Raw genomic sequence first — 24,481 nt, 5'->3', positions numbered from 1 at the left:
TTAGCAATCAAATCGATGTGACTTATGCGAACTATCGATCATTTCAATCTCCGCTCCTTCGACCTCAATCTTCTCATCGCTTTCGATGCGATGATGGAGGAGATGAACGTTACGCGCGCCGCGCGTCGGCTGAAAATCCAGCAGCCGGCCATGAGCCATAATCTCTCCACCCTGCGCACCCTGTTTCAGGATGAGCTTTTCATCCGCGTGGGGCAGGAGATGAAGCCGACGGCACGGGCGCTCCATCTGGCCGGCCCGGTGCGGCAGGCGCTCAGGCAGGCGCAGGCGGCGGTGCTGACGGCGGATGTGTTCGATCCGGCCACCGAGCGCCGCACGTTCCGGCTCGGCATGTCGAGCGAGGTGGAGCTGTTGCTTTTGCCGGATTTGACGGCGCGACTGCGGGAGATTGCGCCCGGTATCCGCATCCTGGCCCGCAGCGGGCAGGAGCAGGAAATTACCGCGATGCTCGATACGGGCGTGATCGACATGGCTGTCGGATGCACCTATTCGAAGGAGCAACGCCACCATTGCGAGCCGCTTTATTCCTCCAGCGTGCTTTGCTGTTTCAACCCGGCCTTGCTCGATCTGCCCAATCCCGTCGGGCTGGACGCCTATATGGAGGCGAAACATGCGGTCATATCGCAGACGGACAGCCTGCATGGCTGCATCAAGGATGCACTGGAACTGAGCGGCTTGGAAATCGATGTCGTCGCGGCCGCGCCGGATTTCCTCTCGGTGCTGGCGACCGCGCGGTCCTCGGCGGTACTGGCGACCGTGTCCTCACGCATCGCGCTGCGTTATGCGCCAATGCTGGGGCTGGAAATAAGTCCCGTGCCGGTGACGCTTAGTTTCCCGCCGGTCGCCATGGTCTGGACATTGCAGACAGATGCGGATGCCGGAGCCCTGTGGCTTCGCCAGCAAATCCGCGAGGCCATGGGCCGAACGGTGGACGGTGGGGTATCGGGGATCGCCGCCTAAAGCATGTCTCCCAAAACTGTGCAGCGGTTTTGGCAGACATGCATAAAAACAAAGAGATAAAGCGCGTCGTATTTAATCTGCTTCCACAGTACACGACAGTTGAAATCATCGACGGCGCTGGGTGTCGTTATACCCCCCTCTGTCCTGCCGGACAGAGGGGGTAACGACGTGCGCGGTCGTCGACGATTTTCAACACCTGCTAGAAACGTTTCTCGAGCCATGTGATCGACTGGCCGGCGGAAAGGGGGCCGAGCGAGCCGATTTTGGTGAAACCGTAGCGCTCATAGGTTCTCAGGGCATCCGGGTTCATCGTGTCGATATAGGCCCCCATGCAGCCGCGCTTTCTGGCCTCCGCCTCCGCCATGGCAAGCAGCTTCGGGCCTGTGCCCTGACCGCGCATGGTTTCCGGCACGAAAAGAAGCTGCACGTAAAGCCAGCCGCGAGCGGTGTGCCCAACCAGACCGCCGGTGACGATATTGTCGTCGTCACGGATGGTGATGTTGAGTTCGCGTTTGTCGCTTTCGCCGAAACGGGCGAGATTATAGGCCACCAGCGGATCGCGAATGGCCTTTTCGGCCTCCGCATCCGGGACGTCGCTCAAAACGAAATTCATGTTCATCTTCCCGGGCCGCCGGGCGGCGGCCGTTTCCCGTTTTCCATTCCGAGACGTGAAACGCCTTGCGCTTTTCGCTGGAAACGCCCTTACCGGCCCTCACGCCACCACAGCGCGGAGAAGGCGAGCAGCAGGGCGGCAAGCCCGGCAAAACCGGCAAAGAGCGGCAGGGTGTTGACGCCTTTCAACACCGTCTCGTCGGTCAGACGTATCAGCATGCGATCCTCGTCGGCAACCCTGATGTCACCCCGCACCGGCAATATATCCGGCAGCGCGATGCGGCCGGAATTATCGGCGACACGGTGCACGCTGCCCCTGGTGGCGTCGGCCAGTGGCTTCAGCGTCTCAGTCGTCGAAATCATCGCCTTGAACTCCGGCGCATCTACCGCGCCGACATGGACGAGGGTGGTGAAATCGCCGTTCTTGATTTCGAACAGGCCGGTTTCGTCCATGCGGCGCTCGATCTTGTAAAGACCGGGCTCGGTGGTGGTGAAGGCCATGTTTTCGGTCTTGCCGGACGGGAAACGCACGCTTGCCTGACCGGGATCGTCGCCGATGGTCTGGCGGGTGATTTCCAATGTGCGGCCATTGGCCCGCGCCGTCAGCGCCTCTTCTTCAAGCTCGGGTTCCTTCATCAGCCAGTGGGCGATGCGGCGATAAAGCGCCACATGCGGGCCACCGCCTTCAAAACCACGCGCCCACAGCCAGCCCTGATCGGACAGAAGCATGGCGACACGGCCTTCGCCCTGACGGTTCAGCACCAGCAGCGGGTCCTGCCCGTCGCCCAGCATAACGGTCTGGCCCTGCGGCGGGTCAACGCTGATGGTGCGGAACCAGCGGCCCCATTGCGGCGGCTCGTTGGCCGATCCATCCAGCCCGCGGGTGACAGGGTGCTTCTTACCCGCTTCCGAAAGGCGAGGATAGAATGCCGCCTGATGCACCTGACCGGTCGGTTGGGCCGGCAGCACGGAGGCGAGCGGCGTCATGGCGATCGAATCCTGACCGGCATGTTCCGGGCCTGCGGCAATCAAGAGCGCGCCGCCCTTTTCGACATATTGGGCGATGTAATCGTAATAGAGGATCGGCAGCACGCCGCGATGCTGGTAGCGGTCGAAGATGATGAGGTCGAAATCCTCGATCTTTTCGACGAACAATTCGCGGGTCGGGAAGGCGATCAGCGAGAGTTCGTTGATCGGCGTGCCATCCTGTTTTTCCGGCGGGCGCAGAATGGTGAAATGCACCAGATCGACCGAGGCGTCGGATTTCAGGAGGTTACGCCAGGCCCGTTCGCCGGCATGGGGCTCGCCGGAGACGAGCAGCACGCGCAGGTTCTGGCGGATGCCTTCGATCAGGTGAACGGCGCGGTTGTTGGCCGCCGTCACTTCGCCGGGAAGCTCGGCGACGGAAAATTCCATGACATTGTTGCCGCCACGCGGAACCTTGAAGCTGAACGGCGTCGGCTGCCCGGGTGTGGCCTGAAGCGTGGCGATTTCTTCGCCGTTCATCTTCACTGTCACTTCCGCCGAGCCGCCGCCTGCGGGGCGGCCGTCATCGAAGACACGCAGCGTCAGCTGCTGTTCCTCGTTGACGATGCCGAAGCGCGGGGCGCGGACGATCTCGATGCGGCGGTCGAATTCATCAGCCTTGCCGGTGATCAGCCCATGCACGGGGGCGCGGAAGCCGAGCGCCTGTTCGGCATTGGGCAGGGCATTGGGGATATCGTGGATCTGGCCGTCGCTGAGGAAAATCGCGCCGCCGACGCGGGACGGCGAGACATCGGAAACCGCGGAGGAAAGCGCCGAGAAGAGCTGTGTCGAGGGCGAATCGCTCTCACCATTGTCGCGGACTTCGACAATGCGCGGTTCGATGCGTGGGAAACGGGACAGCCGGTCTTTCAGCGTCTCCAGCGCCGTATCGGTCATTTGCGGCCGGTCCTGCACGTCCTGGCTCTGCGAGCGGTCAACGATGACGGGCACGATGGTGGAAAGCGGCTCGCGTTCCTCCTGCGTCAGAAGCGGATTGGCGATGGCAGCTAGCAAGGCGGCGAGCGCCAGCCCGCGCAGCCATGCGCCGCGCACGCCGCGCCACAGACCGATGAAGGAAAGCGCAAGAGCGGCGACGGCCAGAACGGCGATCACGATCCACGGCAGAAAGGGGGAGAAGGTCAATGTCATGTCACTGCCCCAACCGTTCGAGAAGTGCGGGAACGTGAACCTGATCGGCCTTGTAGTTGCCAGTCAGCATATACATCATGATGTTGACGCCGGAGCGGAAGGCGTGTTCGCGCTGCATCTCATCCGGCGGCACGGTGGGCAGAACCGGCGCGCCCTGCGGATCGACGGCCCAGGCGCCGGCGAAATCATTGCCCGTTATCATGATCGGCGTCACGCCATCGCCGGAAGAGGAGAGGCCCGAGGTGGTCTTGGCGGCTCCCTGTCGCGATTCCACCCAGAGCGGCGAACCATTGTAACGGCCGGGGAAATTGGTGAGCAGATAGAAGGACCGTGTCAGAACATGGTCTTCCGGGACAGGCTCCAGCGGCGGAATATCGATATTGGCGAGGATCGCCTGCAGGCGTTCGCCATTGGGACTGGTCGCGCCGGTGTCGAGTGAAGAGAATTGGTCGCGCGTGTCGAACAGGACGGTGCCGCCGGCGCGCATATAGGCGTCGATGCGCGAGATGGCGGCGCTGGACGGCATGGGTGCCGTTGCAGAGACCGGCCAATAGATGATGGGATAAAAGGATAGTTCATCCTTGGAAATATCGAGGCCGACCGGCTGGCCGGGTTCCAGCGTCGTGCGCCACGTCAGGAACTCGCTGAGACCCTGGAGACCCTGTTCGGAAATGCGGTCGACATCATCCTCGCCTGTGCGGACATAAGCGAGATGGGTGGTGTCCAGCCGCTCGAAAATCTGCTCGTCGCCGGGTTTCGGATCGTCGGCGCGGGCGTCGGTTGGCGACATGGCGGCAAAGGCGCCAAGCGCCAGAAGCACGGTGGCGGCGGTGGCGCTGCGGGCTTTCGGCAGGCGTGCGAAGGCGCCGTTCATGAAGAGCACGATCAGGCTGTCGGCGATCAGCATCAGGAAGGCGGCGATGAAGAGCGCCGGGCGCAGCGATTTCGCGGTTTCGCCGATCAGGGCTTCGCTGGTGGTGCTGACACCGGCGGCGGACGTGTCGAGCGGGCGCAGCGTCGCACCTGCGGGCAGGAGATTGAGAGCCACGAAACCATCCTCTGTGCCATAGAGGCCGGGGGGATTGTCGAAACCGGTGCGGGGCGGCTGGCCGGCACGCATTTCCAGCGGCCGGGCAGTGCCGATCTCGGCTGAAAGCGCACCTTCAGCCGTCAGCAGCCGGAAGGGCGGAAGGGCGGCAGCCGGGGCGTTTGCGTTGGCGGAAGCACCGCCCGCTTTCGACAATTGCACGATACGGCGCAGCATATCGACGAAATGGCCCGAGATCGGCAGGTCAGACCAGCTCGCCTCAGCGCTGACATGGAAGAGCACGATGCGGCCTGCCTCGACATTACGGGTGGTGACGAGCGGCGTGCCATCGGCAAGGCTTGCCCATGTGCGTTCAGCCAGGTCCGGCGTCGGTTCGGCCAGAACCTGACGTTTGACGAGGACGCCATCGGCCTTCGGCATGCCGGCGAAGGCGCCGAAATTCGGGAAATCGGCAAGCGGTTGCGGCTCGGCCCAGGAGAGCGCGCCGCCAAGCGCGCGTTCGCCCTGTCTGAGTGTTACAGGCACCAGCGGATCGTCGGCCGGGGCTGCGGCAAGGCGCGGTCCGGCAAAACGGATCAGCGTGCCGCCACCGGCGAGCCAGCGTTGCATCGGCTCATAGGTTTCCTGCGGCAGGCGACCGATATCGGCCATGACGATGACCGACGGGTTGGATTGCAGGATTTCCGGGATCGCCTGCGCCAGATCGGCCTGTCGCTGTGGGATGAGATCGGCGAAAGGCTGAAGCGCACGGCTGATATAATAAAGCGGCTGCAGCAGCGGCTGGAAATCATTGCCGGTTTCGCCGGCGAGCAGGGCCACACGGCGGCGGCGGAAACCGTCGTCCAGCAGATGCACTGCGCCCGCCGTCGAAACGCCTTCGAGGGAGAGGCGGGCGAAATCGTTGCGCAGTTCGAAGGGGGCTTCCACCGTTGCGGTTGTTTCGGCCTCGCCGGGGGCGAAGCTGGCTGTGCCATTGGCGAGAATGCGGCCTTGGCTGTCCTGCGCATTGACGGTTATCCGGACGGCTTCGGCGGTATCGAGCCGCGACAGTGTGACGCTCATGGCATCGGCATTGTTGGTGGCGCTGGTAATGGCGGTGATCGCCTTGCCGTCGCCCTTGACGATGCGGAATTCGGCGGGGGAGAGGCTGGCAAGCGTTCTCATCGCGCTTTCATCCTGCGCGGTTTGAACACCATCGGCAATATAGGCGATCGTGCCGGGGGCCGTGCCGTTCAGCGCCTCGGTGATGGCTTCCGCCGTGCGGATACGATCTGGAACGAGCGGCTTCGGCTTTGCTGCGGCGAGCTTTTCCAATGCAACGGCTGTCGTTCCCGGTACGGCGTCATGTTCCGCATCGGCGGTGAAGCTGATGGAGACGGGGCGGTCGGCCCGCTCCGCATCGCCGATCAGGGCCTGAGCGGTGGCCACGCGTCTTTCCCAGTCGGGCGCGGAGGCCCAGCTATTATCGACCACCAGCACCAGCGGGCCGCTGCCGGCGATGCTGTTGTTGCGGGGGTTCACCACCGGATCGGCGAGCGCAAAAATCACGGCGGCGGCAAGCGCCATGCGCAAAAGGGTCAGCCACCACGGGCTTTTGGAGGGCGTCTCCTCGCGTTTCAGCACCGTCGCCAATATCTTCAGCGGCGGAAACACTTCCGCCTTGGGGCGCGGCGGGGTGAGCCGCAGCAGCCACCAGATGGCGGGCAGCGCCAGCAGGCCGAAGAGGATGTAGGGGCTGGTGAAGAGGAAAGGCAATGCGCTCATCGGTGCCCACCGCCTTGCCCACCGCCCTGTGCCGGCGCGCCGGAAAGATACATGTGAACGGCCACAAGCGCCTCGGAAGCCAGATGATCGGTGCGGTGGAAGACGAAGTTCCAGCCGAGACGGCGCAGCGACGAGGACAGCGCCTCGCGTCTTGCGAGATAGGCGCGGGTGTAATCCTCGCGAATGGTCTCGGCGCGGCCGGAAACCAGTTTTTCGCCGGTTTCCGGATCGGTAAACTCGGTGCGGCCGGAATAGGGGAAGGTTTCTTCGGCCGGATCGGCGATTTCCACCACATGGCCACGCAGGCCGCGCCGGGCGAGAGGCGAAATCCGCTCCATCACGTTTTTCGCATCATCAAGAAAATCGCCAATCAGAACAATGTCGCTCGCGCCGCGGATCATGCCCGTTTCCGGCATACCCGTTGTCAGCGGCGCGTGCATGATGGCGGCGGCCAGCCGTTCGGCGGCGTTTCTGGCCGAGACCGGCTCCATGATGCCGGGGCAACCAATGCGTTCACCCGAGCGCGCCAGTATCTCCGCCAGCGCCAGCATCAGCACCAGCGCCCGGCTTTCCTTGGAGACGGAACCGAGGGTGGATTTGAACATCATCGACGGCGACATGTCGGCCCAGAGCCAGATGGTGTGGGCTGCCTCCCATTCCCGGTCGCGCACATAGGTATGGTCGTCGCGGGCCGAGCGCCGCCAGTCGATGCGCGACAGGCTTTCGCCTTCGGCATAGGGGCGAAATTGCCAGAAATTTTCGCCGATGCCGCGTTTGCGGCGGCCGTGCCAGCCGGCGGTGACGGTGTTGGCGATTCGTTTTGCCTCGACCATGCAGTCCGGCACCAGTGCGGCACGCTGGCGCGCGCGCGCCAGAACTTCGCTACCCGGCGTCTTGTCTACGATCTGGCCGATGGATGCCACAGGCACTCCTTTCGCGAAAGGTTAGGCACGCGTCTTTTAATTCTTCGCCTGCTCCACGAGGGCCGCAATCACATCGCGCACCGACATGCCTTCGGCGCGGGCCGCAAAGGTCAGCGCCATGCGGTGTTCCAGCACCGGCTCGGCCAGCGCATGGACATCGTCCAGCGACGGGGCGAGGCGGCCTTCATAGAGCGCACGGGCGCGGGCCGTCAGCATCAGCGACTGGCCGGCGCGCGGACCCGGACCCCAGACAACGTGTTTGTCGGTCAATTTGTTGCCATGGCCGGGGCGGGCGGAACGGACGAGCGAAAGGATCGCGTCCACGACCTTGTCGCTGACCGGCATCTGGCGGATGAGGGCCTGGATTTCCATCAGGCGCTCGGCACCGATCACGCCGCGCGCTTCGCCCGAGGCGGTGCCCGTCGTGTCGAGCAGGATCTGGCGTTCGGCGGCAAGCTCGGGATAACCGACATCGACCTGCAGCAGGAAACGGTCGAGCTGGGCTTCGGGCAGCGGATAGGTGCCTTCCTGTTCCAGTGGGTTCTGGGTGGCGAGAACGTGAAACGGCTTCGGCAGCTCATAGGTCTGGCCGGCCATGGTGATGTGATATTCCTGCATGGCCTGCAAAAGGGCGGACTGCGTGCGCGGGCTGGCGCGGTTGATTTCGTCGGCCATCAGCAGCTGGCCGAAAATCGGACCCTTGATGAAACGGAAGGAACGGCGGCCGTTCTCGTCCTGATCCATGACTTCGGAGCCGAGAATATCAGAAGGCATCAGGTCCGGCGTGAACTGGATGCGGTTGGCATCGAGGCCAAGGACGGTGCCGAGCGTGGTGACGAGCTTGGTCTTGGCAAGGCCGGGAACGCCGACCAGCAGCGCATGGCCGCCGGAGAGGATGGCGAGAAGCGTGTTCTGCACCACTTTTTCCTGGCCGAAAATGACCTTGGAGACCTCCGTGCGGATGGCCGCTATGTCGGAAAGCGCCTTTTCGGCCGAGGCGACGATGGCCTTTTCATCGAGGGTTTCGCCGGTATTCATCACGCCCATGTCGCTCTCCTCATACCTTCGCCGCTGTCGCATTCGCATCCCGGTTTTGCTGGTTGCCAACCGGGGCGGATTTTGCGCTGCATCTAGCTTATTGCTCTCTTGGCCGCTGACAAGCGCCATTCGAATGACTATGTCGTGACTTAGTATTTCCTTATCGGCAAAGCGAGACTCGAATATGGCAGCGGAGACGATAAATTCGGCTGATGATGCGGCGGGGCTTGCGGCGATGATTTCCCGCGCCGCCGAACAGAGCGGTGATGGCAAGCGCGGGCCGGCCCCAGTGGAGCGCTGGAATCCGCCTTTTTGCGGCGATCTCGACATGGAAATCCGTGCTGACGGCACGTGGTTCTACCTCGGGACGCCCATCGGAAGGGCACCTCTGGTGCGGCTGTTTTCTACGGTTTTGCGCAAGGATGAGGATGGTAAAACCTATCTTGTAACTCCTGTGGAAAAAGTCGGCATCCGGGTGGTGGATGCACCCTTCGTCGCCGTGGAAATGACGGTGACTGCGGCTGGTGCGGATGGCGAATCCCTGCTGACCTTTCGCACCAATGTCGGCGACGTGGTGGAGGCGGGGCCGGAGCATCCGCTGCGCTTTGAAATTTTCGGTGAAAACCGCGAATTGAAACCCTATCTTCTGGTGCGCGGCCGGCTGGAGGCGCTCGTCTCGCGGGCCGTGATGTATGATCTCGCGGCACTCGGCGAGGTGATCGACGTGGATGGCGTCGACATGTTTGCGGTGCGCTCGGGCGGGGTGATCTTTCCGGTGATGCCCGCCAAGGAACTGGAACGGCTTTCACAATGACGATGATGACAACGGGCCTCAAGGCTTTTACCGCCACCGATTTCCGCCGCCGGGTGCTGCAGGAAGGCGAGGGCGTGGCCGAGCGGGAAAATGGCGACCACGTGCTCAATCCGGGCGTGGTGCTGTCTGGCAACGGCATCCGGCTGAAGGATGCCGCAGTGCTGATACCGGTTATCGACGATGGCAACGAGGCGCGGGTGATCTTCACCCAGCGCACCGCAACCCTGCGCCAGCATTCAGGCCAGATTTCCTTTCCCGGTGGCGGCATCGATGCCGAAGACCGCACGCCGGAAGAAGCAGCGCTGCGCGAGACGGAGGAAGAGATCGGCCTTTCCAGGTCCTTCGTGGAGACGGTTGGACGGCTGCCGGATTATATTTCCGGGACGGGTTTTCGCATCAAGCCGGTGTTGTCAGTCGTCCGCCCCGGCTTTGATTTAACGCTTAATCCCACTGAGGTGGACGAGGTTTTCGAGGTGCCGTTGTCCTTTTTGATGGACCCGGCCAATCACGGCCGCGGCAGCCGCATCTTTCAGGGGAAGGAGCGGTTTTTCTACGAAATGCCCTATGGCGAACGCTATATTTGGGGCATTACGGCGGGCATCGTGCGAACGATTTACGAGAGGTTTTATACATGAATAGCCTTGCCGGGCGGGACTGGTTTGAAAAACCGGCGCTGAAGCGCATCTTTACGCTTCTGAATGCCGATGGCGGCGAGGTGAGGATCGTTGGCGGCGCAGTGCGCAACGCGCTGATGGACCTGCCGGTGGTCGATGTCGACATGGCGACGACGCTGACCCCTGACGTGGTTGTTGCTCGGGCCAAGGCTGCGGGCATCAAGGCGGTGCCGACCGGCATCGAGCACGGCACGGTAACGCTGGTGATCGATGGCGAAGGTTTCGAGGTGACGACGTTGCGCCGCGATGTCGAAACCAATGGCCGCCACGCACAGGTAGCCTTCGGCACCGACTGGCAGACCGACGCCGAGCGGCGCGACCTCACCATCAATGCCCTCTATGCCGATGAAAGGGGCGAGATCATCGACCTTGTCGATGGTCTTCCTGATATCGAGACCGGCACGGTGCGCTTCATCGGCGATGCGGCGATGCGGATTTCGGAGGATTACCTGCGGATTCTCCGGTTTTTCCGGTTTTTCGCCCATTATGGCTCCGGTCGCCCGGATGCGGACGGCTTGCGGGCGAGCGCGCGGGCCAAAGATAAGCTGGGCACCCTTTCGGCCGAGCGGGTGTGGAGCGAATTGAAAAAGCTGCTTTCCGCCCGCGATCCTTCCCGCGCCCTTTTGTGGATGCGGCAATCGGGCGTGCTGGCGGAAATTCTGCCCGAAACGGAAAAATGGGGCATCGACGCCATCCATGGGCTGGTGGCGACGGAGCAGGCTCTCGGCTGGGCAGTGGACCCGATGCTGCGGCTTGCCGCCATCGTGCCGCCGGACAGGGACCGGCTGGCCGCCCTTGCCGCGCGCCTCCGGCTGTCGAAAGCCGAGGCGACTTATCTTGCCCATTGGGCTTCGGCTCCGGCGGCTGATCCCGAGCTGAAGGAGACGGCGCTCGACCGGCTGCTTTATCGTCAGGGCGTCGAAGGCGTGAAGACGCGGTTGAAACTGGCGCTTGCTTCGGCCCGTGCCGATCTTTCTGCTGGCGACACGGCCATGCAGAAAGTGGCGCGGCTTTCAACTTTGCTGGCGCGGGCGGAAAAATTCCACAAACCGGGCTTTCCGCTGAGCGGTGCGGATGTGATGGCCGCAGGTGTGGAGGCCGGCCCGAAGGTGGGTGAAGTGCTGAAAAGCCTTGAGGAAAAGTGGATCGACGTCAATTTCTCACTCGACCGGGCAGCTTTAACCGCCCGGCTGAAGGATATGCTGGAGAATTGAGGTCAGCGACGGCGGCGTTGCGGCTTAGGCCGCATTTGCCTCGTCGCGAATGCGGGATTTGATGTTTTCGATCATGTTCTCGCGGATGACGGTTTCGCCGTGCGCCGATCGCATATGCTCCACGGTGCGACGCACAACTTCGGCGTCGTCATCTGCGCGCGTGTGCCAGGCACAGCCGGGCACGAGCGTTCCACATTCAAACAGTCTCATGGTCTTGCCTCCCTGTTTTAGAGCGCCATGCGTCCGTTCGGACGCATAAAGGACGCTCTAACATCTTGAGTCTGCACATTCTTCCTGTCGAAAACCGGAATCGATTTTCGACAGGAAGAATGTGCGAGAGCGAGGGACAGCATTCAATTGCCTGCTGTCCCTCCGACAGGAAACGAATGTTCACCGCTTATGTTCCAGAGCGGCGTCTTTCGACCTTATTCAGGCCCCTATTCCGGCATCGCCCAGCACTGGAAAACAGAGGATGTGCCGGCTGCCGGAATTTTTGTACGAGGCATTTCGTCATTGGCTGCCCGCCGTGCCGTTTTTTGTCCGGCAAGGGTGCGCTTTACCTGTTCGACATAAAAGGAATGCGGCAGTTCGCGATCACCCGTGGCGCGCATTTCCGCTGCCAGGCGGTCGATCAATTCCGGGGTATCGATGGATTGCGGCGCTCCCTCGGGGGAAGCAGAGATAGGCATGCTGTTCGAAGTAATCATGACGATAGCTCCTCCAGTACGTCTGCGGGGAGGAGACTATCATTGCCTTGATTTTTCCATAAGTCCTAATTTGCGCTATTTGCGACAAATTGGCTGTTGAGCGTCAAATTCGCGTGAGGTTTTTTAGGGCCAGCGCACCACCGGCGGCAGCGAGGAGAGAATCGATTCGACGTTACCGCCGGTCTTGAGGCCGAAGATCGTGCCGCGATCGTAAAGCAGGTTGAATTCCACATAGCGGCCGCGGCGGATAAGCTGCTCGTCGCGATCTTCTTCCGTCCAGTTCTGGTTGAAATTGGCCCGGACGATTTTCGGATAGACCAGATTGAAGGCGCGGCCGACATCCTGCACGAAGGCAAAATTGGCGTCCCAGCCGCCATTTTGCTCCTGCGGGTGCAGCCAGTCGAAAAAGATACCGCCGATGCCGCGGGCTTCGTTACGGTGCTTCAGGAAGAAATACTCGTCGCACCACGTCTTGTAGCGCGGATAATCGGCAACCGGATGGCGGTTGCAGGTGATTTCGAAGGCACGATGGAAAAGCTGGCTGTCCGGGTCTTCCTGCGTCCGTCTGCGTCCCAGCACCGGCGTCAGATCCGCGCCGCCGCCGAACCAGTGGCTGGTGGTGACGACCATGCGGGTATTCATGTGCACCGCCGGCACATTGGGGTTGACGGGATGGGCGATGAGCGAAATGCCCGAAGCCCAGAAACGCGGGTCTTCTTCCGCACCCGGTATCTGCTTGCGGAATTCCGGCGAGAATTCGCCATAGACGGTGGAGGTGTGGACGCCGACCTTCTCGAAGACGCGGCCTTCCATCATCGACATCTTGCCGCCGCCGCCCTCGCCATTGTCGCGCAGCCAGTCTTTCTGGACGAAACGGCCGGGCTCCTGGTCCGAAAGAGGGCCGGTCAGGTCGTTTTCGAGAGTCTCGAAGGAGTTAACGATGGTGTCGCGCAGATGCTGGAACCAGGCTTGGGCAAGGGCCTTCTTGTCCTCGATGTCGTCGGGCAAGCCCTTCGGCAAGATTGGCCGTTCCATGCGTATTCTCCTTTGGTGAAGTCGATTCCCTGTCGCGTCTAGCAGGTGCAGGCCCCGCGCACAAATTCGACTCGCCAAGTTCACATGCGGGCACTATCTTTATCGATGTAGGTGCCAGAGGTGAATATCATGACGAAATTTACCGGACCGCCGCCCCTGGACGGGCTGAAGCGTAGGATCGCCAATCACCGCAAGGCGCGTGAAGGCTCGGGCGACGACAAGACACGCAATGGCATGTTCGTGCGGCAGACCTTCTGTCTCGGACGCGAGGAAGCCCGCGCCAAGGCGCGCGAATGGTTCGACAGCTTTCCGAAAGCGGCCTACTGGACGGAAGTGGAAAGCTGGCGGCAACTGGAAGGCGACCGCATCGAATTCACCATGCGACGGCTTCCTTCGGCCGATTGAAACTTAGAGCGTTTTCGCATTTCCGGACGGAAAACCGGGGCTGCTTTTCCTGGAAATGCTTTTAGGCGCGAGGCTCGGCATAACGCAGGCGGCTTTCGATCAGCACGCCGCTTTCATCCAGAATGGGATGCGCCACCGTGACGATATGGGCGTTGATGCGTTTGAGGTCGCGCAGCATGTCGAGATGCAGCGAACTGGTCTGCATGCTTTCCGCCAGCCCGTCGCGCAGCCGCTCCAGATGGCGGTTGGAGGACTGTTTTTCGAGGCGGCGTATATCCACCTTGCTTTCCATCAGCCTGCGGGCGAGCTCGAAATCGCCGGTTACCAGAATGCTCTGGGCGGCGCGCAGGTTCTCGATGGTCATGTCGAACAGGGTTTTCAATTCCTCATAACCGTCATCGGAAAATTTGAAGCTGTTCAACACCTTCTTGCGGATCTGCTCGCAAATGCCCTTTTCGATGATATCGCCGATATGCTCGAGGTTGATGGCATAATCGATGATGGCGATCGAACGGCGCGCTTCTTCGTCGGAAAGCCCCTTGCGTCCCAGCTGCGACAGATAGACCTTCACCTCCTGCTGGCGGCGGTCGACCTTGTTTTCGAGCAGGGAAACCTCCTGAAGCGGTGCGAGATCATTATGCTTGAAGGCGTTTTCGGCGCGGATCAGCATCCGCTCGATGCTGTCGCCGACGCTTAAGACTTCGCGGGTGGCGTTGGCAAGCGCCACGACCGGCATGTCCAGCGCCTGCTGGTCGAGGAAATTCGGCCCGTCTTCGGCTTTCGGATCGCCCGGCACCAGCCTTGCCATCAGGTCGGACAGGAGGCCGGAGAAGGGCCAGGCCAGCGCCGCCAGAATGACGTTGAAGATCAGATGAGCATCGACCGGCAATTTTGCGGGCGAAAGCGGCAATTGCTGCAGGAACTCCGCGCCATAGGAGGCGAGTGGCAGGGCGATGAGGCAGCCAATGGTGCGCACCAGAAGGTTGCCCATGGTGATGCGCCGCGCCGAGGCGGGGCCGGAAAGCGTGGCGATGACCGGCGGAATGGCGCCGCCGAGATTGGCGCCGAGAATGAGCACGATGATGAGGCCGGTGGAAAGCGTGCCGGTGGCGGCCAGCGACAGTATGAGCACCACGACGGCGAGGCTGGAAGACGAAACGAAGGCGAGCACGGCGGAAAAGATCAGCGCGACGGGCCACGCCCCGTCAAGCAGGCCGATAAAGACGCCGAGAGCCGGCGAGGCGCGCATCGGTTCTGTCGCGCCGCTCAACAGATGCAGCGACAGAAGCATGAGGCCGATGCCGATCAGCGCCGTTCCGCCGCCCTGCCGGGCGTTGGAACTGCCCTTTTTCAAAACAATGCCCGCAAGGATCAACAGCGGCGACAGCCACTCCACCCCGGCTGCCACGATCCATGCGGTAACGGCGGTGCCGACATTGGCGCCGAGCAGCACCACCTGCGCCATGCGCGGCCTGATGAGGTCTCGTTCGGCAAAGGAGGCGACGGTAAGCGCGGTCGCCGTCGAACTTTGCAGCGCGACGGTGGCGAAGAAGCCGGAAAAGAAGGAGCGCGGACCGTTCTGGGTGCCGGTGGCCAGCACGCTTCGCAGTTTCATGCCGAAGGCGCGGGTGACGCCATCCTTGACCTGGGAAAGGCCGAAGAGCAGCAGCGCGACTGCGCCGAGAAGGTTGACGATGACAATGGTGGATTGCATGCGACGTCTCCTCACACCCGCCGGCGGATGGTTCCGGCGAGCACGATTTTTATTGTCCGGCTAATCAGTATAGGAGCCTCGATGCCCCCGGTACAGGCCGGGTTGCGACAGTTTTGAAGTAAAAACGGTCAAATTTTGTATTTGCCCGAAAAATTGGCGTTAAAAATGGCGCCTATGCCCATGCCACCTGACGCAAAGCCTCGCCGGCGATCATCGCCGCCGACATGGCGACGTTGATGGAGCGCTGTCCCGCCACCATGGGGATGATGATTCGCACCTCTGCCTTTTCATGCACATGGTCGGGTACGCCCGCACTTTCGCGGCCGAAAAGCAGGATGTCATCCTTGCGGTAGGCGATCTTGGTATAGGGCAGGGCAGCTTTGGTGGAGGCGAGAACGAGACGGCGGCCGGTGGTTGCCCGCCATTCCTCGAAACGGTCCCAGCTGACATGGCGCGTCAGCGCCGCCGAGGCGATATAATCCATGCCCGCCCGTTTCAGATTACGGTCGGAAATATCGAAGCCGGCCGGCTCGATGATATCGACGCCGAGGCCGAGACAGGCGGCCAGCCGCAGGATGGTGCCGGTATTGCCGGGAATATCGGGCTGGTAAAGGGCGATCCTGATTTCGGGCATGGTATCGGGCATGGACGTCTCACTGCGATTGGCGTGCCCGTCCGATTATCACGGGCAGGGGCCGGGCGACAGCTATGCTGTGAAAAGTCCCTTTGAGGCGTCGTCCCCGGCCGGATGTTCATTCGCGTGACACACAGGGCGGCTACCCATTCACCAGCGCATCGTCGGGCTTGCCCGGACCATCGTGAATGGTCGGGACAGGCCGTTTCGAGCCGGATTTTCTGCACGCAACAACAGGAGGACACCATGTCCGAACGGGTGAATTTCGTCCATCTGACCGATCTGCATGTGGGCAATCCGCAGGTGCAGGACGATGATCTTTATTCCGAGACCTCGGCCACGCTTTCCGCGACGCTTGCGCAGATCAAGGCGCTCGTGCCGCCGCCTGAATTCATCGTCGCCAGCGGCGATCTGACCAACAGGGGCGATGCCGGCAGCTATGAGGAACTCAAGCGGCTGATGGCGGAAGCGGAACTCGATATGCCGGTGCTCTTCGCGCTCGGCAATCATGATCGCCGCGACGGTTTTTATCCGGTCATGCTCGACCGCCATGAGGATCTGGACGAGCCCTATGACCATGCCGAGGTCATTGCCGGCATCCACATCATTGTCATGGACACCAGCGTTCCGGGCAAGGTCGGCGGTGCTTTCGAGCCGGGGCAGATCGAATGGCTCGAGGACGAACTTGAAAACCACCCCGAACTGCCGAAGCTGCTGGTGATGCACCATGCGCCGGCGCTCGATTTCGACCGCCCGGAGGCGGAGTGGGAATCGCTTTCCTTCGCGGATACCGAGGCGCTGGACGAGGTGCTGTTCGAGCATGATGTCATCGGCATTCTTGCGGGCCACATCCATTACGACCGCATGTCGCACTGGCAGGGCATTCCCGTCGTGGTCGGCATCGGGCAGCATTTCGCCACCGATCCGCTTTGGCTGCATGAAGGCGTGCGCATGCTGTCCGGTGCGTCCTTCGCCATCGGCACGATAAGGGACACGGGGCTGACCGTCACCTTTGCGCCGCAGCCCAGCGATCGCCGGGAATTGAAGCGGCATACGCAGGCCGGAATGGCCGAGTTGATTGCGGGCTATGAAAGCGCAGAGGCGCAGGACGCGGCCGAATAGGGCGACGTGCGCATCGTTTAACGGGCGGAGACCTCGCGGGGTCATCTCCGCCCGTTCGCCTTTGGGCGGCACCTGCGTGTTTTCTCGCGTATTCGGTGTCTTTCCGACTGGTCATTGACTAAATTTTGCGCTACAAGGCCATATCTTCAACACCAGCCAAGGGAGGTTCTCATGCCAAATGACATTCGCATTCGCCTCCCGGCCCCAGTCGTGCCGCTGCTGGCTTAGGTGTTGCTCCGCGGTTCACCCGCGTTTCCCATTTTTTGATTCGTCATGTGGCTGTCACGGCCATATCCAAAGACTTTTCCGTTCCGTCGTGAGCCATATTTGTGTCCGCTCACCATGTCACGATGGAGCGATTGATTGCCGGAGCTTGGCCTATGTTTGGCTGGTTTGAAAAACGCCTCGATCCTTTTCCCTCTTCGGCGCCCTCCGTGCCGCCAAAGAAGCTTTTGCCGTTCCTGTGGCATTATGTGAAGCCCGCATGGCCATGGCTCCTGCTGCTCGGCCTGATGTCCATGGGCATCGCGATTGCGGAAGCCATGCTCTACAAATTCCTCGGCAATATCGTCGACTGGCTTTCCACGGCCAATCGCGAGACGTTTTTTGCCGATGAGGGCTGGCATCTGATCGGCATGGCGGCGCTGGTGCTCTTCGTGCTGCCGCTGATGGGCGCGATCCACACCATGACGATGCACCAGACGCTTGCCGGCAATTTCGGCATGATTGCGCGCTGGAAGATGCACCGTTTCCTGCTGCGCCATTCCATGAACTTCTTCGCCAACGAGTTTGCCGGCCGCGTTTCCACCAAGGTGATGCAGACGGCGCTGGCGATCCGTGAAGTGGCGCTGAAGGTGACCGACGTCTTCGTTTATGCGATCAGCTTCGTCGTCTCGATGCTGTTCATGGTCGCGGCGGCGGACTGGCGGCTTGTCATTCCGCTGCTGGTCTGGCTCGGTATCTATATGGCCATCCTCGCTTATTTCGTGCCGAAGCTCGGCCGGCTGGCGCAGGAGCAGGCCGATGCACGCTCGATGATGACGGGCCGGATCGTCGACAGCTACACCAACATCTCGACGATCAAGCTGTTTTCCCATGCGGGCCGCGAGGAAAGATATGCGCGTGAGGGCATGAACGTGTTTCTCGGCACGGTTCACCGCCAGATGCGCAAGATTTCCGGCTTCAACATCCTGATCGACCTCAACAACGCCCTGGTGCTGTTTTCCACGGCGGCGCTCGGTCTTTATTTCTGGATGCAGGGATCGGTCACGGCCGGTTCGGTCGCCATCGCCATCAGCCTTGCCATGCGCGTCAACGGCATGTCGCAGTGGATCATGTGGGAAGTCACCTCGCTGTTCGAAAATATCGGTACGGTCTATGACGGCATGTCGATGATGACGAAGCCGCACGACATCGTCGACGTTCCGAAGGCGCCTGAGCTCGCCGCCCCGCAGGGCGCGATCCGTTATGACAATGTCCGTTTCCACTACGGCAAGAACAAGGGCGTGATCGACGGGCTGACGCTCGACATCAAGCCGGGCGAAAAGGTCGGTCTTGTCGGGCGTTCGGGTGCGGGCAAGACGACTCTGATGAACCTGCTTCTGCGCTTCTACGATCTGGAAGCGGGCAGGATCACCATCGACGGGCAGGACATTTCCAAGGTGTCGCAGGACAGCCTGCGCGAATTGATCGGCGTCGTGACGCAGGATACCTCGCTGCTGCACCGGTCGATCCGCGACAACATCGCCTATGGTCACCCCGAGGCCACCGACGAGCAGGTGATTGCGGCGGCGAAGCGGGCAAATGCCTGGGACTTCATCGAAACCCTTGTCGACATGCATGGCCGTCAGGGCCTCGATGCGCAGGTGGGCGAACGCGGCGTGAAGCTCTCCGGCGGCCAGCGCCAGCGTATCGCAATCGCCCGTGTCTTCCTCAAGAACGCGCCGATCCTGGTGCTGGACGAGGCGACCTCGGCGCTCGACTCGGAAGTCGAGGCGGCGATCCAGGAAAACCTGTTCTCGCTGATGGAAGGCAAGACGGTGATCGCGATCGCCCACCGCCTTTCGACGCTGACCGAGATGGACCGGCTCATCATCCTCGACAAGGGCCGGATCGTGGAGGCGGGCAGCCATGCGGAACTGGTGGCGATGGGCGGTATCTATGCCGACCTCTGGCGGCGCCAGTCCGGCGGCTTCATCGCCGACCATGAGGCGGAAGTGGCGGCAGAGTAAGGAAAGACGGAGGGCGGCAAGCATGGTTCCCCGCCCTCTCACCTATGATATGTGCGCCAACCTCTCCTCCGTCATGCCGGACTAGATCCGGCATCCAGCCGCGGCGCGTCCGCGCCGTGAGAGGAGTCTTTTGCGATCAAGGACTTGAACGCGCTGGACCCCGGATCAAGTCCGGGGTGACGGTGTGGGGATGCAGCCGATGCGCAAAATATCGCTGGGTCGATTTAAGGGCGGGGAACATTCCCCGCCCTTTTTCATTCCCCGAATGTTACCGAAATATAATCTCTTCCCGAAGCCTTCGCGGCTGTTCCCGCTCTAGGAATCCGCCTATATCCGGATCATGGTTATTACCCGCATCTTCGAGTTTTTCGAGAACTGGATAAAGCCCTTCGCCCGCAAGGACGATTTGCGGCCGCCTGAAAGCACGTTCGCCTTTATCTGGTTTTACATCTCGCAGGCCAAGGCGCCGTTTTTCGCCATGCTGGTGCTCGGCGGGCTGACCGCGGCCATCGAGGCGGCGCTGTTCTGGTTCGTCGGGCGGCTGGTCGATATTCTCTCCACCGTGAAGCCGGAAGAGGGCTGGGCGGGGTTGCTTGCGGCCCATGGCGGCGAGCTGGTGGGCATGCTGGTGCTGATCGGTGTCGTGCGTTTTATCGTCACCATGGTAACGGCGCTGGTGGATCAGCAGATCATCACGCCCGGTTTTTACAATCTGGTGCGCTGGCAATCCTATATGCATGTGGCGCGGCAATCGCTGACCTTTTTCCAGAACGATTTTTCCGGCCGCATCGTCACCAAGGTCTGGTCGGGCGGGCAGGCGGCGGGCGATCTCGTCACCTCGCTGATGGAAAGCGTGTGGTTCGTCGGCATCTATTCCGTTTCCATGCTGTTCCTGATTGGCGGGCTGGACTGGCGGCTTGCGGTCGTCGTCGTCGTCTGGGTGGGGATATTCTCGCTGCTGGCGCGCTATTTCGTGCCGCGCATCCGCTACCATTCCAAAGAAACGGCGGAAGCCGCCTCGATGCTCTCCGGCCGCATGGTGGATGCCTATAGCAATATCCAGACGCTCCGGCTGTTCGGGCGCGACGACGCCAATGACCGCTACATGCGGCAGGGTTTCGACATTTTCCAGCATGCGACCATGACATTCACCCGGTTCATCACCGGCGTGCGCGCCTCCATGGCGCTGCTGTCCGGCGTGATGATCACCTCCATGGCGGCGCTCTGCATCGATTTGTGGCTTTCCGGCAGGATCAGTTCCGGTGCGGTGGCCTTCACGCTGGCGCTGGTGCTGCGCCTCAATTTCCTGCTCGGGCGGCTGATGACGCAGTTCAACGGCATCATGCGCAATTTCGGCACGGTGCAGAATGCCGCCGAGCTGATTTCGCAGCCGATCGGTCTCGTCGATGCGCCGGAGGCGACGGTGCTGGAGGTCAGGAAGCCGGGCATCCGTTTCGAAAATGTCAGCTTCCATTACGGGCGCGCGAACGGCGTCATCGACCATCTCAATCTCGAAATCAGGGCGGGCGAGAAGGTCGGTATCGTCGGACGCTCCGGGGCGGGAAAATCCACCCTCGTCAATCTGCTCCTGCGTTTTTACGATGTCGAAAAAGGCCGAATCCTGATCGACGGGCAGGATATCGCCAGGGTTACACAGGAATCGCTGCGCGCCCATATCGGCATGGTCACACAGGATACGTCGCTGCTGCATCGCTCCATTCGCGACAACATCCTGTTCGGCCGCACCGACGCCACCGAAGCGCAATTGCAGGAGGCGACGCGGCGCGCCAAGGCGGATGATTTCATTGCCAGGCTCGAGGATCAGCGCGGCCGCAAGGGGTTCGACGCACATGTGGGCGAACGCGGCGTGAAATTGTCCGGCGGCCAGCGCCAGCGCATCGCAATCGCCCGCGTGATGCTGAAGGACGCACCGATCCTCGTGCTCGACGAGGCGACGTCGGCGCTCGATTCGGAGGTGGAGGCGGCGATCCAGAGCAATCTGGACGAGCTGATGCAAGGCAAGACGGTTCTGGCCATCGCCCACCGCCTGTCGACCATCGCGGCTCTCGACCGGTTGATCGTGATGGATCAGGGGCGCATCGTCGAACAGGGCAGCCATTCCGATCTGGTCATGCAGGGCGGTCTTTATTCGGAACTCTGGGCGCGGCAATCGGGCGGTTTTCTTGCCGCGGACGAAGCGGCGCAATAAGGCCTTCGGCTATTTCCCGATCATGAAATCCGCCATCAGGCCGTAATGATTGGAGCCGAGGCTGTCGGGCAGGCGGGTGGTTCTCATCAGCGTCGCCGGTTCGCGGGCGAAGATGTGGTCGATGGCGATGCCGAAGCGGCCGGCCTCCGTCGGCCATGTGGCGGGTTCGAAGGTCGCTTTCTTCAGATCGTTGGCGGCGAGGAAAGCGCGCATGTCAGGGGCGATGCTGGCCGAATTGAAATCTCCGGCCAGAATGAGAGGCCCGGTGACGCGAAACAGAATTTCACTCACTTCATCGAGTTCATCGCGATGATAATCATCGAAATAGGGCTTGGTGATATGCCCGGCGGCGAGCGTCAGCTCCGTGCCGTCGAGGTCGATATGGGCTATGGCGAACCGATCCCGCCGAAGATCGCTGAGGCTGTGGAAACGGCCTTCCAGCAACGGTCTTTTTGACAGGATGACCAGATCGCATCCGGGCGTTCCGGTGTAACAGCCAAGCCTGTGCGGATAGGTTTGCTGCAGTCGCGGCAGGGCCGATTTAAGCGCCGCCGCCTCGAAGAGATAGACAGCATCCGCGCCCGATTCGACAATCGTGTCGGCAATTGCATCCGCATTGGCGGCATTGTCCATCAGCACGTTGAAGGAGAGCAGCCGGAAGGGTTTGGCGCCCGGCGCGGGGGTGGCGGATGTGGAAAATTCCAGAAGCATGGCAATGGCATGGATGGCGAGCGCAAGCGACCAGACGACGAGGAGCGCCGAAACCGCGTCGCGCGTCAGCCAGAAAACGAGGCATGAGAGCAGGATACAGACGATGGCGATGTGCAGCTGGAAACTGGTGACGAAGGCGAGAAGCCAGAAATCCGTCACATAACGCAGGCTGGCGACGAAAAGAACGGCAGCCACTGCCGTGGAGACCATGCAAGAGAGCTTCGCCGTCATCCGAATCCCTGCTTTCCGCGCTCTCCCTTGAAGTCTCCTAACATGGTGCATGGATGCGCACAATGTTGCCCGCCTGCCAAGGACGGCGAAAAAATGCGAGCCAAATCGGCCCCTTCCGGCAGAATTACGGCAGCTTTGTGTGCTTTGCTCTTGCCAAGTCAGTCAATATTTTGCGATCAAACACATGACGCGGTTTCTCAAATGCCGCGAGAATGACCAGGACGATGGGACGGAGTTTGTCTTGGATCAAATCATAGCGGGAGGACTCATGCGATTTACGGCAAAAACAGCGCAGAGGATGGTGTAGCGGTGAGCGAGCACGTAACCAATCACGACGCTTCGGGTGAACCGACCCGTCGCGATTTTCTTTACCTAGTGACGGGAATGGCGGGCGCTGTCGGTGCTGCCGCCGTCGCATGGCCCTTTATCGACCAGATGCGTCCCGATGCATCGACGCTGGCGCTCGCCTCCATCGAGGTGGATGTCACGGCCGTCGAGCCGGGCATGTCGCTTACCGTGAAGTGGCGCGGCAAGCCGATTTTCATCCGCAACCGCACGGAGAAGGAAATCGAGGAAGCCAAGGCCGTCGCTCTCGGCGATCTGAAGGATCCCGTGGCGCGCAATGCCAACATCGCCGTCGACGCGCAGGCGACGGATATCGACCGCTCCGCCGGCGAGGGCAAGGAAAACTGGATCGTCATGGTCGGTTCCTGTACCCATCTCGGTTGCGTTCCGCTCGGCCAGGCCGGCGATTTCGGCGGGTGGTTCTGTCCCTGCCATGGCTCGCACTACGATACGGCGGGCCGCATACGTAAGGGTCCGGCGCCGGAAAACCTCGCCATCCCGACATTTGCATTCACATCCGATACCGTGATCAAGATCGGATAAGGGGACAGATATTCATGAGTGGTCATTCCAGTTATCAGCCGTCCACCGGCATCGAAAGGTGGATCGATTCGCGGCTTCCCTTGCCGCGCATGATCTATGACAGCTTCGTTGCCTATCCTGTCCCGCGTAACCTGAACTACGCCTACACCTTCGGCGCGATGCTTTCCGTCATGCTGCTGGTGCAAATCCTCACCGGCGTCGTGCTGGCCATGCATTATGCGGCCGAAACGACGGTCGCCTTCAATTCCGTCGAAAAGATCATGCGCGACGTCAACCACGGCTGGCTGCTGCGCTACATGCATGCCAACGGTGCGTCGTTCTTCTTCATCGCGGTTTACCTGCACATCGCCCGCGGCCTTTATTACGGCTCCTACAAGGCCCCGCGCGAAATCCTCTGGATTCTCGGCTGCGTGATCTTCCTGCTGATGATGGCGACGGGCTTCATGGGCTACGTTCTGCCCTGGGGCCAGATGTCCTTCTGGGGCGCAACCGTCATCACCGGCTTCTTCACGGCTTTCCCGGCCATCGGCGAATGGATCCAGCAGTTCCTGCTCGGCGGCTTTGCCGTGGACCAGCCGACGCTGAACCGCTTCTTTGCGCTTCACTATCTGCTGCCCTTCATGATCGCAGGCGTCGTGATCCTGCACATCTGGGCTCTGCATGTGACCGGCCAGACCAACCCGACCGGCGTTGAAGTGAAGAGCAAGACCGACACGGTTCCCTTCACGCCCTATGCGACGCTGAAGGATGCGCTCGGCGTTTCCGTGTTCCTGATCGGTTATGCCTGGTTCGTATTCTACATGCCGAACTTCCTTGGCCACCCCGACAACTACATCATGGCCGATCCGCTGAAGACGCCGGCGCATATCGTTCCGGAATGGTACTTCCTGCCGTTCTACGCCATGCTGCGCGCCATCACCTTCAACATCTGGATCATCGATTCCAAGCTGGGCGGCGTTCTCGTGATGTTCGGCGCGATCGTCGTGCTGTTCTTCCTGCCCTGGCTCGATACGTCGAAGGTGCGTTCCGCCGTCTATCGCCCCTGGTACAAGATGTTCTTCTGGCTGTTCGTGGTCAATGCCATCATGCTCGGCTGGCTGGGTTCACGCCCGGCGGAAGGAACTGGCCTGATCGGCCTGCTCACCGGCGAGCTGAAAGGCAATTATGTCGGCTATTCGCAGCTCGGCACGCTTTATTACTTCGGTTTCTTCCTCGTCATCATGCCGATCCTCGGTCTGGTCGAAACGCCCCGGCGTATTCCGAATTCGATTACCGAGGCCGTTCTCGAAAAGAACGCCGCCAAGACGGGTGCCGCATCTGCGGCTGCCGAAGTCTGAGCGCGAAGGAAGGATGA

At 61.4% G+C, this 24,481-nt stretch carries 21 protein-coding genes; 10 read left to right on the top strand and 11 right to left on the bottom strand.

Annotated features, from left to right (window positions below; all coding sequences use genetic code 11):
- Positions 1-24: 24 nt before the first annotated feature.
- Entirely contained in the window at positions 25-978 is a 954-nt protein-coding gene (locus tag ACIK7D_RS10500) for a LysR substrate-binding domain-containing protein (RefSeq protein ID WP_400156247.1), read from the top strand.
- 199 nt (positions 979-1,177) lie between these two features.
- Here ACIK7D_RS10500 and ACIK7D_RS10495 read toward each other — a convergent pair whose 3' ends face one another.
- The 5 genes from ACIK7D_RS10495 to ACIK7D_RS10475 all read right to left on the bottom strand — a co-directional run bounded on the left by ACIK7D_RS10495 (position 1,178) and on the right by ACIK7D_RS10475 (position 8,547).
- Positions 1,178-1,591, bottom strand: coding sequence for a GNAT family N-acetyltransferase (locus ACIK7D_RS10495; protein WP_400156246.1), 414 nt, complete (start codon positions 1,589-1,591; stop codon positions 1,178-1,180).
- Between the two features lie 89 nt (positions 1,592-1,680).
- Positions 1,681-3,765 (bottom strand): hypothetical protein, encoded by a 2,085-nt coding sequence (locus ACIK7D_RS10490; RefSeq protein ID WP_400156245.1) that lies wholly within the window; start codon positions 3,763-3,765, stop codon positions 1,681-1,683.
- A gap of 1 nt (position 3,766) precedes the next feature.
- Positions 3,767-6,577 (bottom strand): DUF4159 domain-containing protein, encoded by a 2,811-nt coding sequence (locus ACIK7D_RS10485; protein ID WP_400156244.1) that lies wholly within the window; start codon positions 6,575-6,577, stop codon positions 3,767-3,769.
- Positions 6,574-7,500 carry a DUF58 domain-containing protein gene (locus ACIK7D_RS10480; protein ID WP_400156243.1) on the bottom strand — a complete coding sequence of 309 codons (927 nt, stop codon included), beginning with the start codon at positions 7,498-7,500 and terminating at the stop codon, positions 6,574-6,576. The genes ACIK7D_RS10485 and ACIK7D_RS10480 overlap by 4 nt, the downstream gene beginning before the upstream one ends.
- A 36-nt stretch (positions 7,501-7,536) precedes the next feature.
- The gene (locus ACIK7D_RS10475; RefSeq protein WP_065113889.1) at positions 7,537-8,547 is read right to left on the bottom strand and encodes a MoxR family ATPase; all 1,011 of its coding nucleotides are present in this window, start codon (positions 8,545-8,547) and stop codon (positions 7,537-7,539) included.
- 175 nt (positions 8,548-8,722) lie between these two features.
- On the opposite strand from ACIK7D_RS10475, the gene ACIK7D_RS10470 reads away from it, so the two are divergent.
- The 3 genes from ACIK7D_RS10470 to ACIK7D_RS10460 are packed head-to-tail and all read left to right on the top strand — an operon-like array spanning position 8,723 to position 11,240.
- Positions 8,723-9,352, top strand: a complete 630-nt coding sequence (locus tag ACIK7D_RS10470; RefSeq protein WP_127757792.1) for a DUF1285 domain-containing protein — start codon at positions 8,723-8,725, stop codon at positions 9,350-9,352.
- A complete protein-coding gene (locus ACIK7D_RS10465) occupies positions 9,349-9,987 on the top strand; it encodes a CoA pyrophosphatase (protein WP_137003848.1) in 639 nt (212 codons plus the stop codon). Before ACIK7D_RS10470 ends, ACIK7D_RS10465 begins: the two co-directional genes overlap by 4 nt.
- Complete coding sequence (locus ACIK7D_RS10460; RefSeq protein WP_400156242.1) at positions 9,984-11,240, top strand: CCA tRNA nucleotidyltransferase; 1,257 nt, start codon at positions 9,984-9,986, stop codon at positions 11,238-11,240. The genes ACIK7D_RS10465 and ACIK7D_RS10460 overlap by 4 nt, the downstream gene beginning before the upstream one ends.
- A 24-nt stretch (positions 11,241-11,264) precedes the next feature.
- Here the strand turns inward: ACIK7D_RS10460 and ACIK7D_RS10455 are convergent, their stop codons facing one another.
- From ACIK7D_RS10455 to hemF, 3 genes are all read right to left on the bottom strand, one after another.
- Positions 11,265-11,450 carry a DUF1059 domain-containing protein gene (locus ACIK7D_RS10455; RefSeq protein WP_003523091.1) on the bottom strand — a complete coding sequence of 62 codons (186 nt, stop codon included), beginning with the start codon at positions 11,448-11,450 and terminating at the stop codon, positions 11,265-11,267.
- A gap of 227 nt (positions 11,451-11,677) precedes the next feature.
- Positions 11,678-11,947 (bottom strand): hypothetical protein, encoded by a 270-nt coding sequence (locus ACIK7D_RS10450; protein WP_127757794.1) that lies wholly within the window; start codon positions 11,945-11,947, stop codon positions 11,678-11,680.
- A gap of 123 nt (positions 11,948-12,070) precedes the next feature.
- The gene (gene hemF / locus ACIK7D_RS10445) at positions 12,071-12,982 is read right to left on the bottom strand and encodes an oxygen-dependent coproporphyrinogen oxidase (RefSeq protein WP_400156241.1); all 912 of its coding nucleotides are present in this window, start codon (positions 12,980-12,982) and stop codon (positions 12,071-12,073) included.
- A gap of 129 nt (positions 12,983-13,111) precedes the next feature.
- Here hemF and ACIK7D_RS10440 point away from each other — a divergent pair, with 129 nt between their 5' ends.
- The gene (locus ACIK7D_RS10440) at positions 13,112-13,387 is read left to right on the top strand and encodes a hypothetical protein (RefSeq protein ID WP_003523094.1); all 276 of its coding nucleotides are present in this window, start codon (positions 13,112-13,114) and stop codon (positions 13,385-13,387) included.
- A gap of 61 nt (positions 13,388-13,448) precedes the next feature.
- Here the strand turns inward: ACIK7D_RS10440 and ACIK7D_RS10435 are convergent, their stop codons facing one another.
- Together ACIK7D_RS10435 and ACIK7D_RS10430 are read right to left on the bottom strand one after the other, a co-directional pair.
- Positions 13,449-15,101: a Na/Pi cotransporter family protein gene (locus ACIK7D_RS10435; protein ID WP_400156240.1), complete on the bottom strand. Its 1,653-nt coding sequence runs from the start codon at positions 15,099-15,101 to the stop codon at positions 13,449-13,451.
- A gap of 172 nt (positions 15,102-15,273) precedes the next feature.
- Complete coding sequence (locus ACIK7D_RS10430) at positions 15,274-15,747, bottom strand: tRNA (cytidine(34)-2'-O)-methyltransferase (RefSeq protein WP_400156239.1); 474 nt, start codon at positions 15,745-15,747, stop codon at positions 15,274-15,276.
- A gap of 234 nt (positions 15,748-15,981) precedes the next feature.
- Here ACIK7D_RS10430 and ACIK7D_RS10425 point away from each other — a divergent pair, with 234 nt between their 5' ends.
- The 3 genes from ACIK7D_RS10425 to ACIK7D_RS10415 all read left to right on the top strand — a co-directional run bounded on the left by ACIK7D_RS10425 (position 15,982) and on the right by ACIK7D_RS10415 (position 21,297).
- Positions 15,982-16,857, top strand: coding sequence for a phosphodiesterase (locus ACIK7D_RS10425; RefSeq protein WP_020808605.1), 876 nt, complete (start codon positions 15,982-15,984; stop codon positions 16,855-16,857).
- A gap of 380 nt (positions 16,858-17,237) precedes the next feature.
- Positions 17,238-19,088, top strand: a complete 1,851-nt coding sequence (locus ACIK7D_RS10420; RefSeq protein ID WP_400156238.1) for an ABC transporter ATP-binding protein — start codon at positions 17,238-17,240, stop codon at positions 19,086-19,088.
- Between the two features lie 340 nt (positions 19,089-19,428).
- Positions 19,429-21,297 carry an ABC transporter ATP-binding protein gene (locus tag ACIK7D_RS10415; RefSeq protein ID WP_080816267.1) on the top strand — a complete coding sequence of 623 codons (1,869 nt, stop codon included), beginning with the start codon at positions 19,429-19,431 and terminating at the stop codon, positions 21,295-21,297.
- Positions 21,298-21,306: 9 nt separating this feature from the next.
- Here the strand turns inward: ACIK7D_RS10415 and ACIK7D_RS10410 are convergent, their stop codons facing one another.
- Positions 21,307-22,239, bottom strand: coding sequence for an endonuclease/exonuclease/phosphatase family protein (locus ACIK7D_RS10410; RefSeq protein ID WP_137452902.1), 933 nt, complete (start codon positions 22,237-22,239; stop codon positions 21,307-21,309).
- Positions 22,240-22,548: 309 nt separating this feature from the next.
- On the opposite strand from ACIK7D_RS10410, the gene petA reads away from it, so the two are divergent.
- Positions 22,549-23,127, top strand: a complete 579-nt coding sequence (gene petA, locus ACIK7D_RS10405; RefSeq protein ID WP_080816272.1) for a ubiquinol-cytochrome c reductase iron-sulfur subunit — start codon at positions 22,549-22,551, stop codon at positions 23,125-23,127.
- Positions 23,128-23,141: 14 nt separating this feature from the next.
- Entirely contained in the window at positions 23,142-24,464 is a 1,323-nt protein-coding gene (locus tag ACIK7D_RS10400) for a cytochrome b N-terminal domain-containing protein (RefSeq protein WP_080816276.1), read from the top strand.
- Positions 24,465-24,481 lie beyond the last annotated feature (17 nt).

This window comes from Agrobacterium sp. P15N1-A, assembly GCF_044626815.1.
Classification (GTDB): domain Bacteria; phylum Pseudomonadota; class Alphaproteobacteria; order Rhizobiales; family Rhizobiaceae; genus Agrobacterium; species Agrobacterium leguminum.
The sequence above is the reverse complement of the archived record's forward strand: the minus strand, read 5'-3'. Positions and strand labels throughout refer to the sequence as shown.

Bases quoted from the DNA above. Each gene is read 5' to 3' on its own strand.
- ACIK7D_RS10500 (WP_400156247.1), top strand. From the start codon at position 25: ATGCGAACTATCGATCATTTCAATCTCCGCTCCTTCGACCTCAATCTT.
- ACIK7D_RS10440 (WP_003523094.1), top strand. From the start codon at position 13,112: ATGACGAAATTTACCGGACCGCCGCCCCTGGACGGGCTGAAGCGTAGG.
- ACIK7D_RS10490 (WP_400156245.1), bottom strand. From the start codon at position 3,765: ATGACATTGACCTTCTCCCCCTTTCTGCCGTGGATCGTGATCGCCGTT.
- ACIK7D_RS10495 (WP_400156246.1), bottom strand. From the start codon at position 1,591: ATGAATTTCGTTTTGAGCGACGTCCCGGATGCGGAGGCCGAAAAGGCC.
- ACIK7D_RS10470 (WP_127757792.1), top strand. From the start codon at position 8,723: ATGGCAGCGGAGACGATAAATTCGGCTGATGATGCGGCGGGGCTTGCG.
- ACIK7D_RS10425 (WP_020808605.1), top strand. From the start codon at position 15,982: ATGTCCGAACGGGTGAATTTCGTCCATCTGACCGATCTGCATGTGGGC.
- ACIK7D_RS10475 (WP_065113889.1), bottom strand. From the start codon at position 8,547: ATGGGCGTGATGAATACCGGCGAAACCCTCGATGAAAAGGCCATCGTC.
- ACIK7D_RS10455 (WP_003523091.1), bottom strand. From the start codon at position 11,450: ATGAGACTGTTTGAATGTGGAACGCTCGTGCCCGGCTGTGCCTGGCAC.
- ACIK7D_RS10485 (WP_400156244.1), bottom strand. From the start codon at position 6,577: ATGAGCGCATTGCCTTTCCTCTTCACCAGCCCCTACATCCTCTTCGGC.
- ACIK7D_RS10450 (WP_127757794.1), bottom strand. From the start codon at position 11,947: ATGATTACTTCGAACAGCATGCCTATCTCTGCTTCCCCCGAGGGAGCG.
- ACIK7D_RS10420 (WP_400156238.1), top strand. From the start codon at position 17,238: ATGTTTGGCTGGTTTGAAAAACGCCTCGATCCTTTTCCCTCTTCGGCG.
- ACIK7D_RS10415 (WP_080816267.1), top strand. From the start codon at position 19,429: ATGGTTATTACCCGCATCTTCGAGTTTTTCGAGAACTGGATAAAGCCC.
- ACIK7D_RS10430 (WP_400156239.1), bottom strand. From the start codon at position 15,747: ATGCCCGATACCATGCCCGAAATCAGGATCGCCCTTTACCAGCCCGAT.
- ACIK7D_RS10400 (WP_080816276.1), top strand. From the start codon at position 23,142: ATGAGTGGTCATTCCAGTTATCAGCCGTCCACCGGCATCGAAAGGTGG.
- ACIK7D_RS10410 (WP_137452902.1), bottom strand. From the start codon at position 22,239: ATGACGGCGAAGCTCTCTTGCATGGTCTCCACGGCAGTGGCTGCCGTT.
- ACIK7D_RS10435 (WP_400156240.1), bottom strand. From the start codon at position 15,101: ATGCAATCCACCATTGTCATCGTCAACCTTCTCGGCGCAGTCGCGCTG.
- ACIK7D_RS10460 (WP_400156242.1), top strand. From the start codon at position 9,984: ATGAATAGCCTTGCCGGGCGGGACTGGTTTGAAAAACCGGCGCTGAAG.
- hemF (WP_400156241.1), bottom strand. From the start codon at position 12,982: ATGGAACGGCCAATCTTGCCGAAGGGCTTGCCCGACGACATCGAGGAC.
- ACIK7D_RS10465 (WP_137003848.1), top strand. From the start codon at position 9,349: ATGACGATGATGACAACGGGCCTCAAGGCTTTTACCGCCACCGATTTC.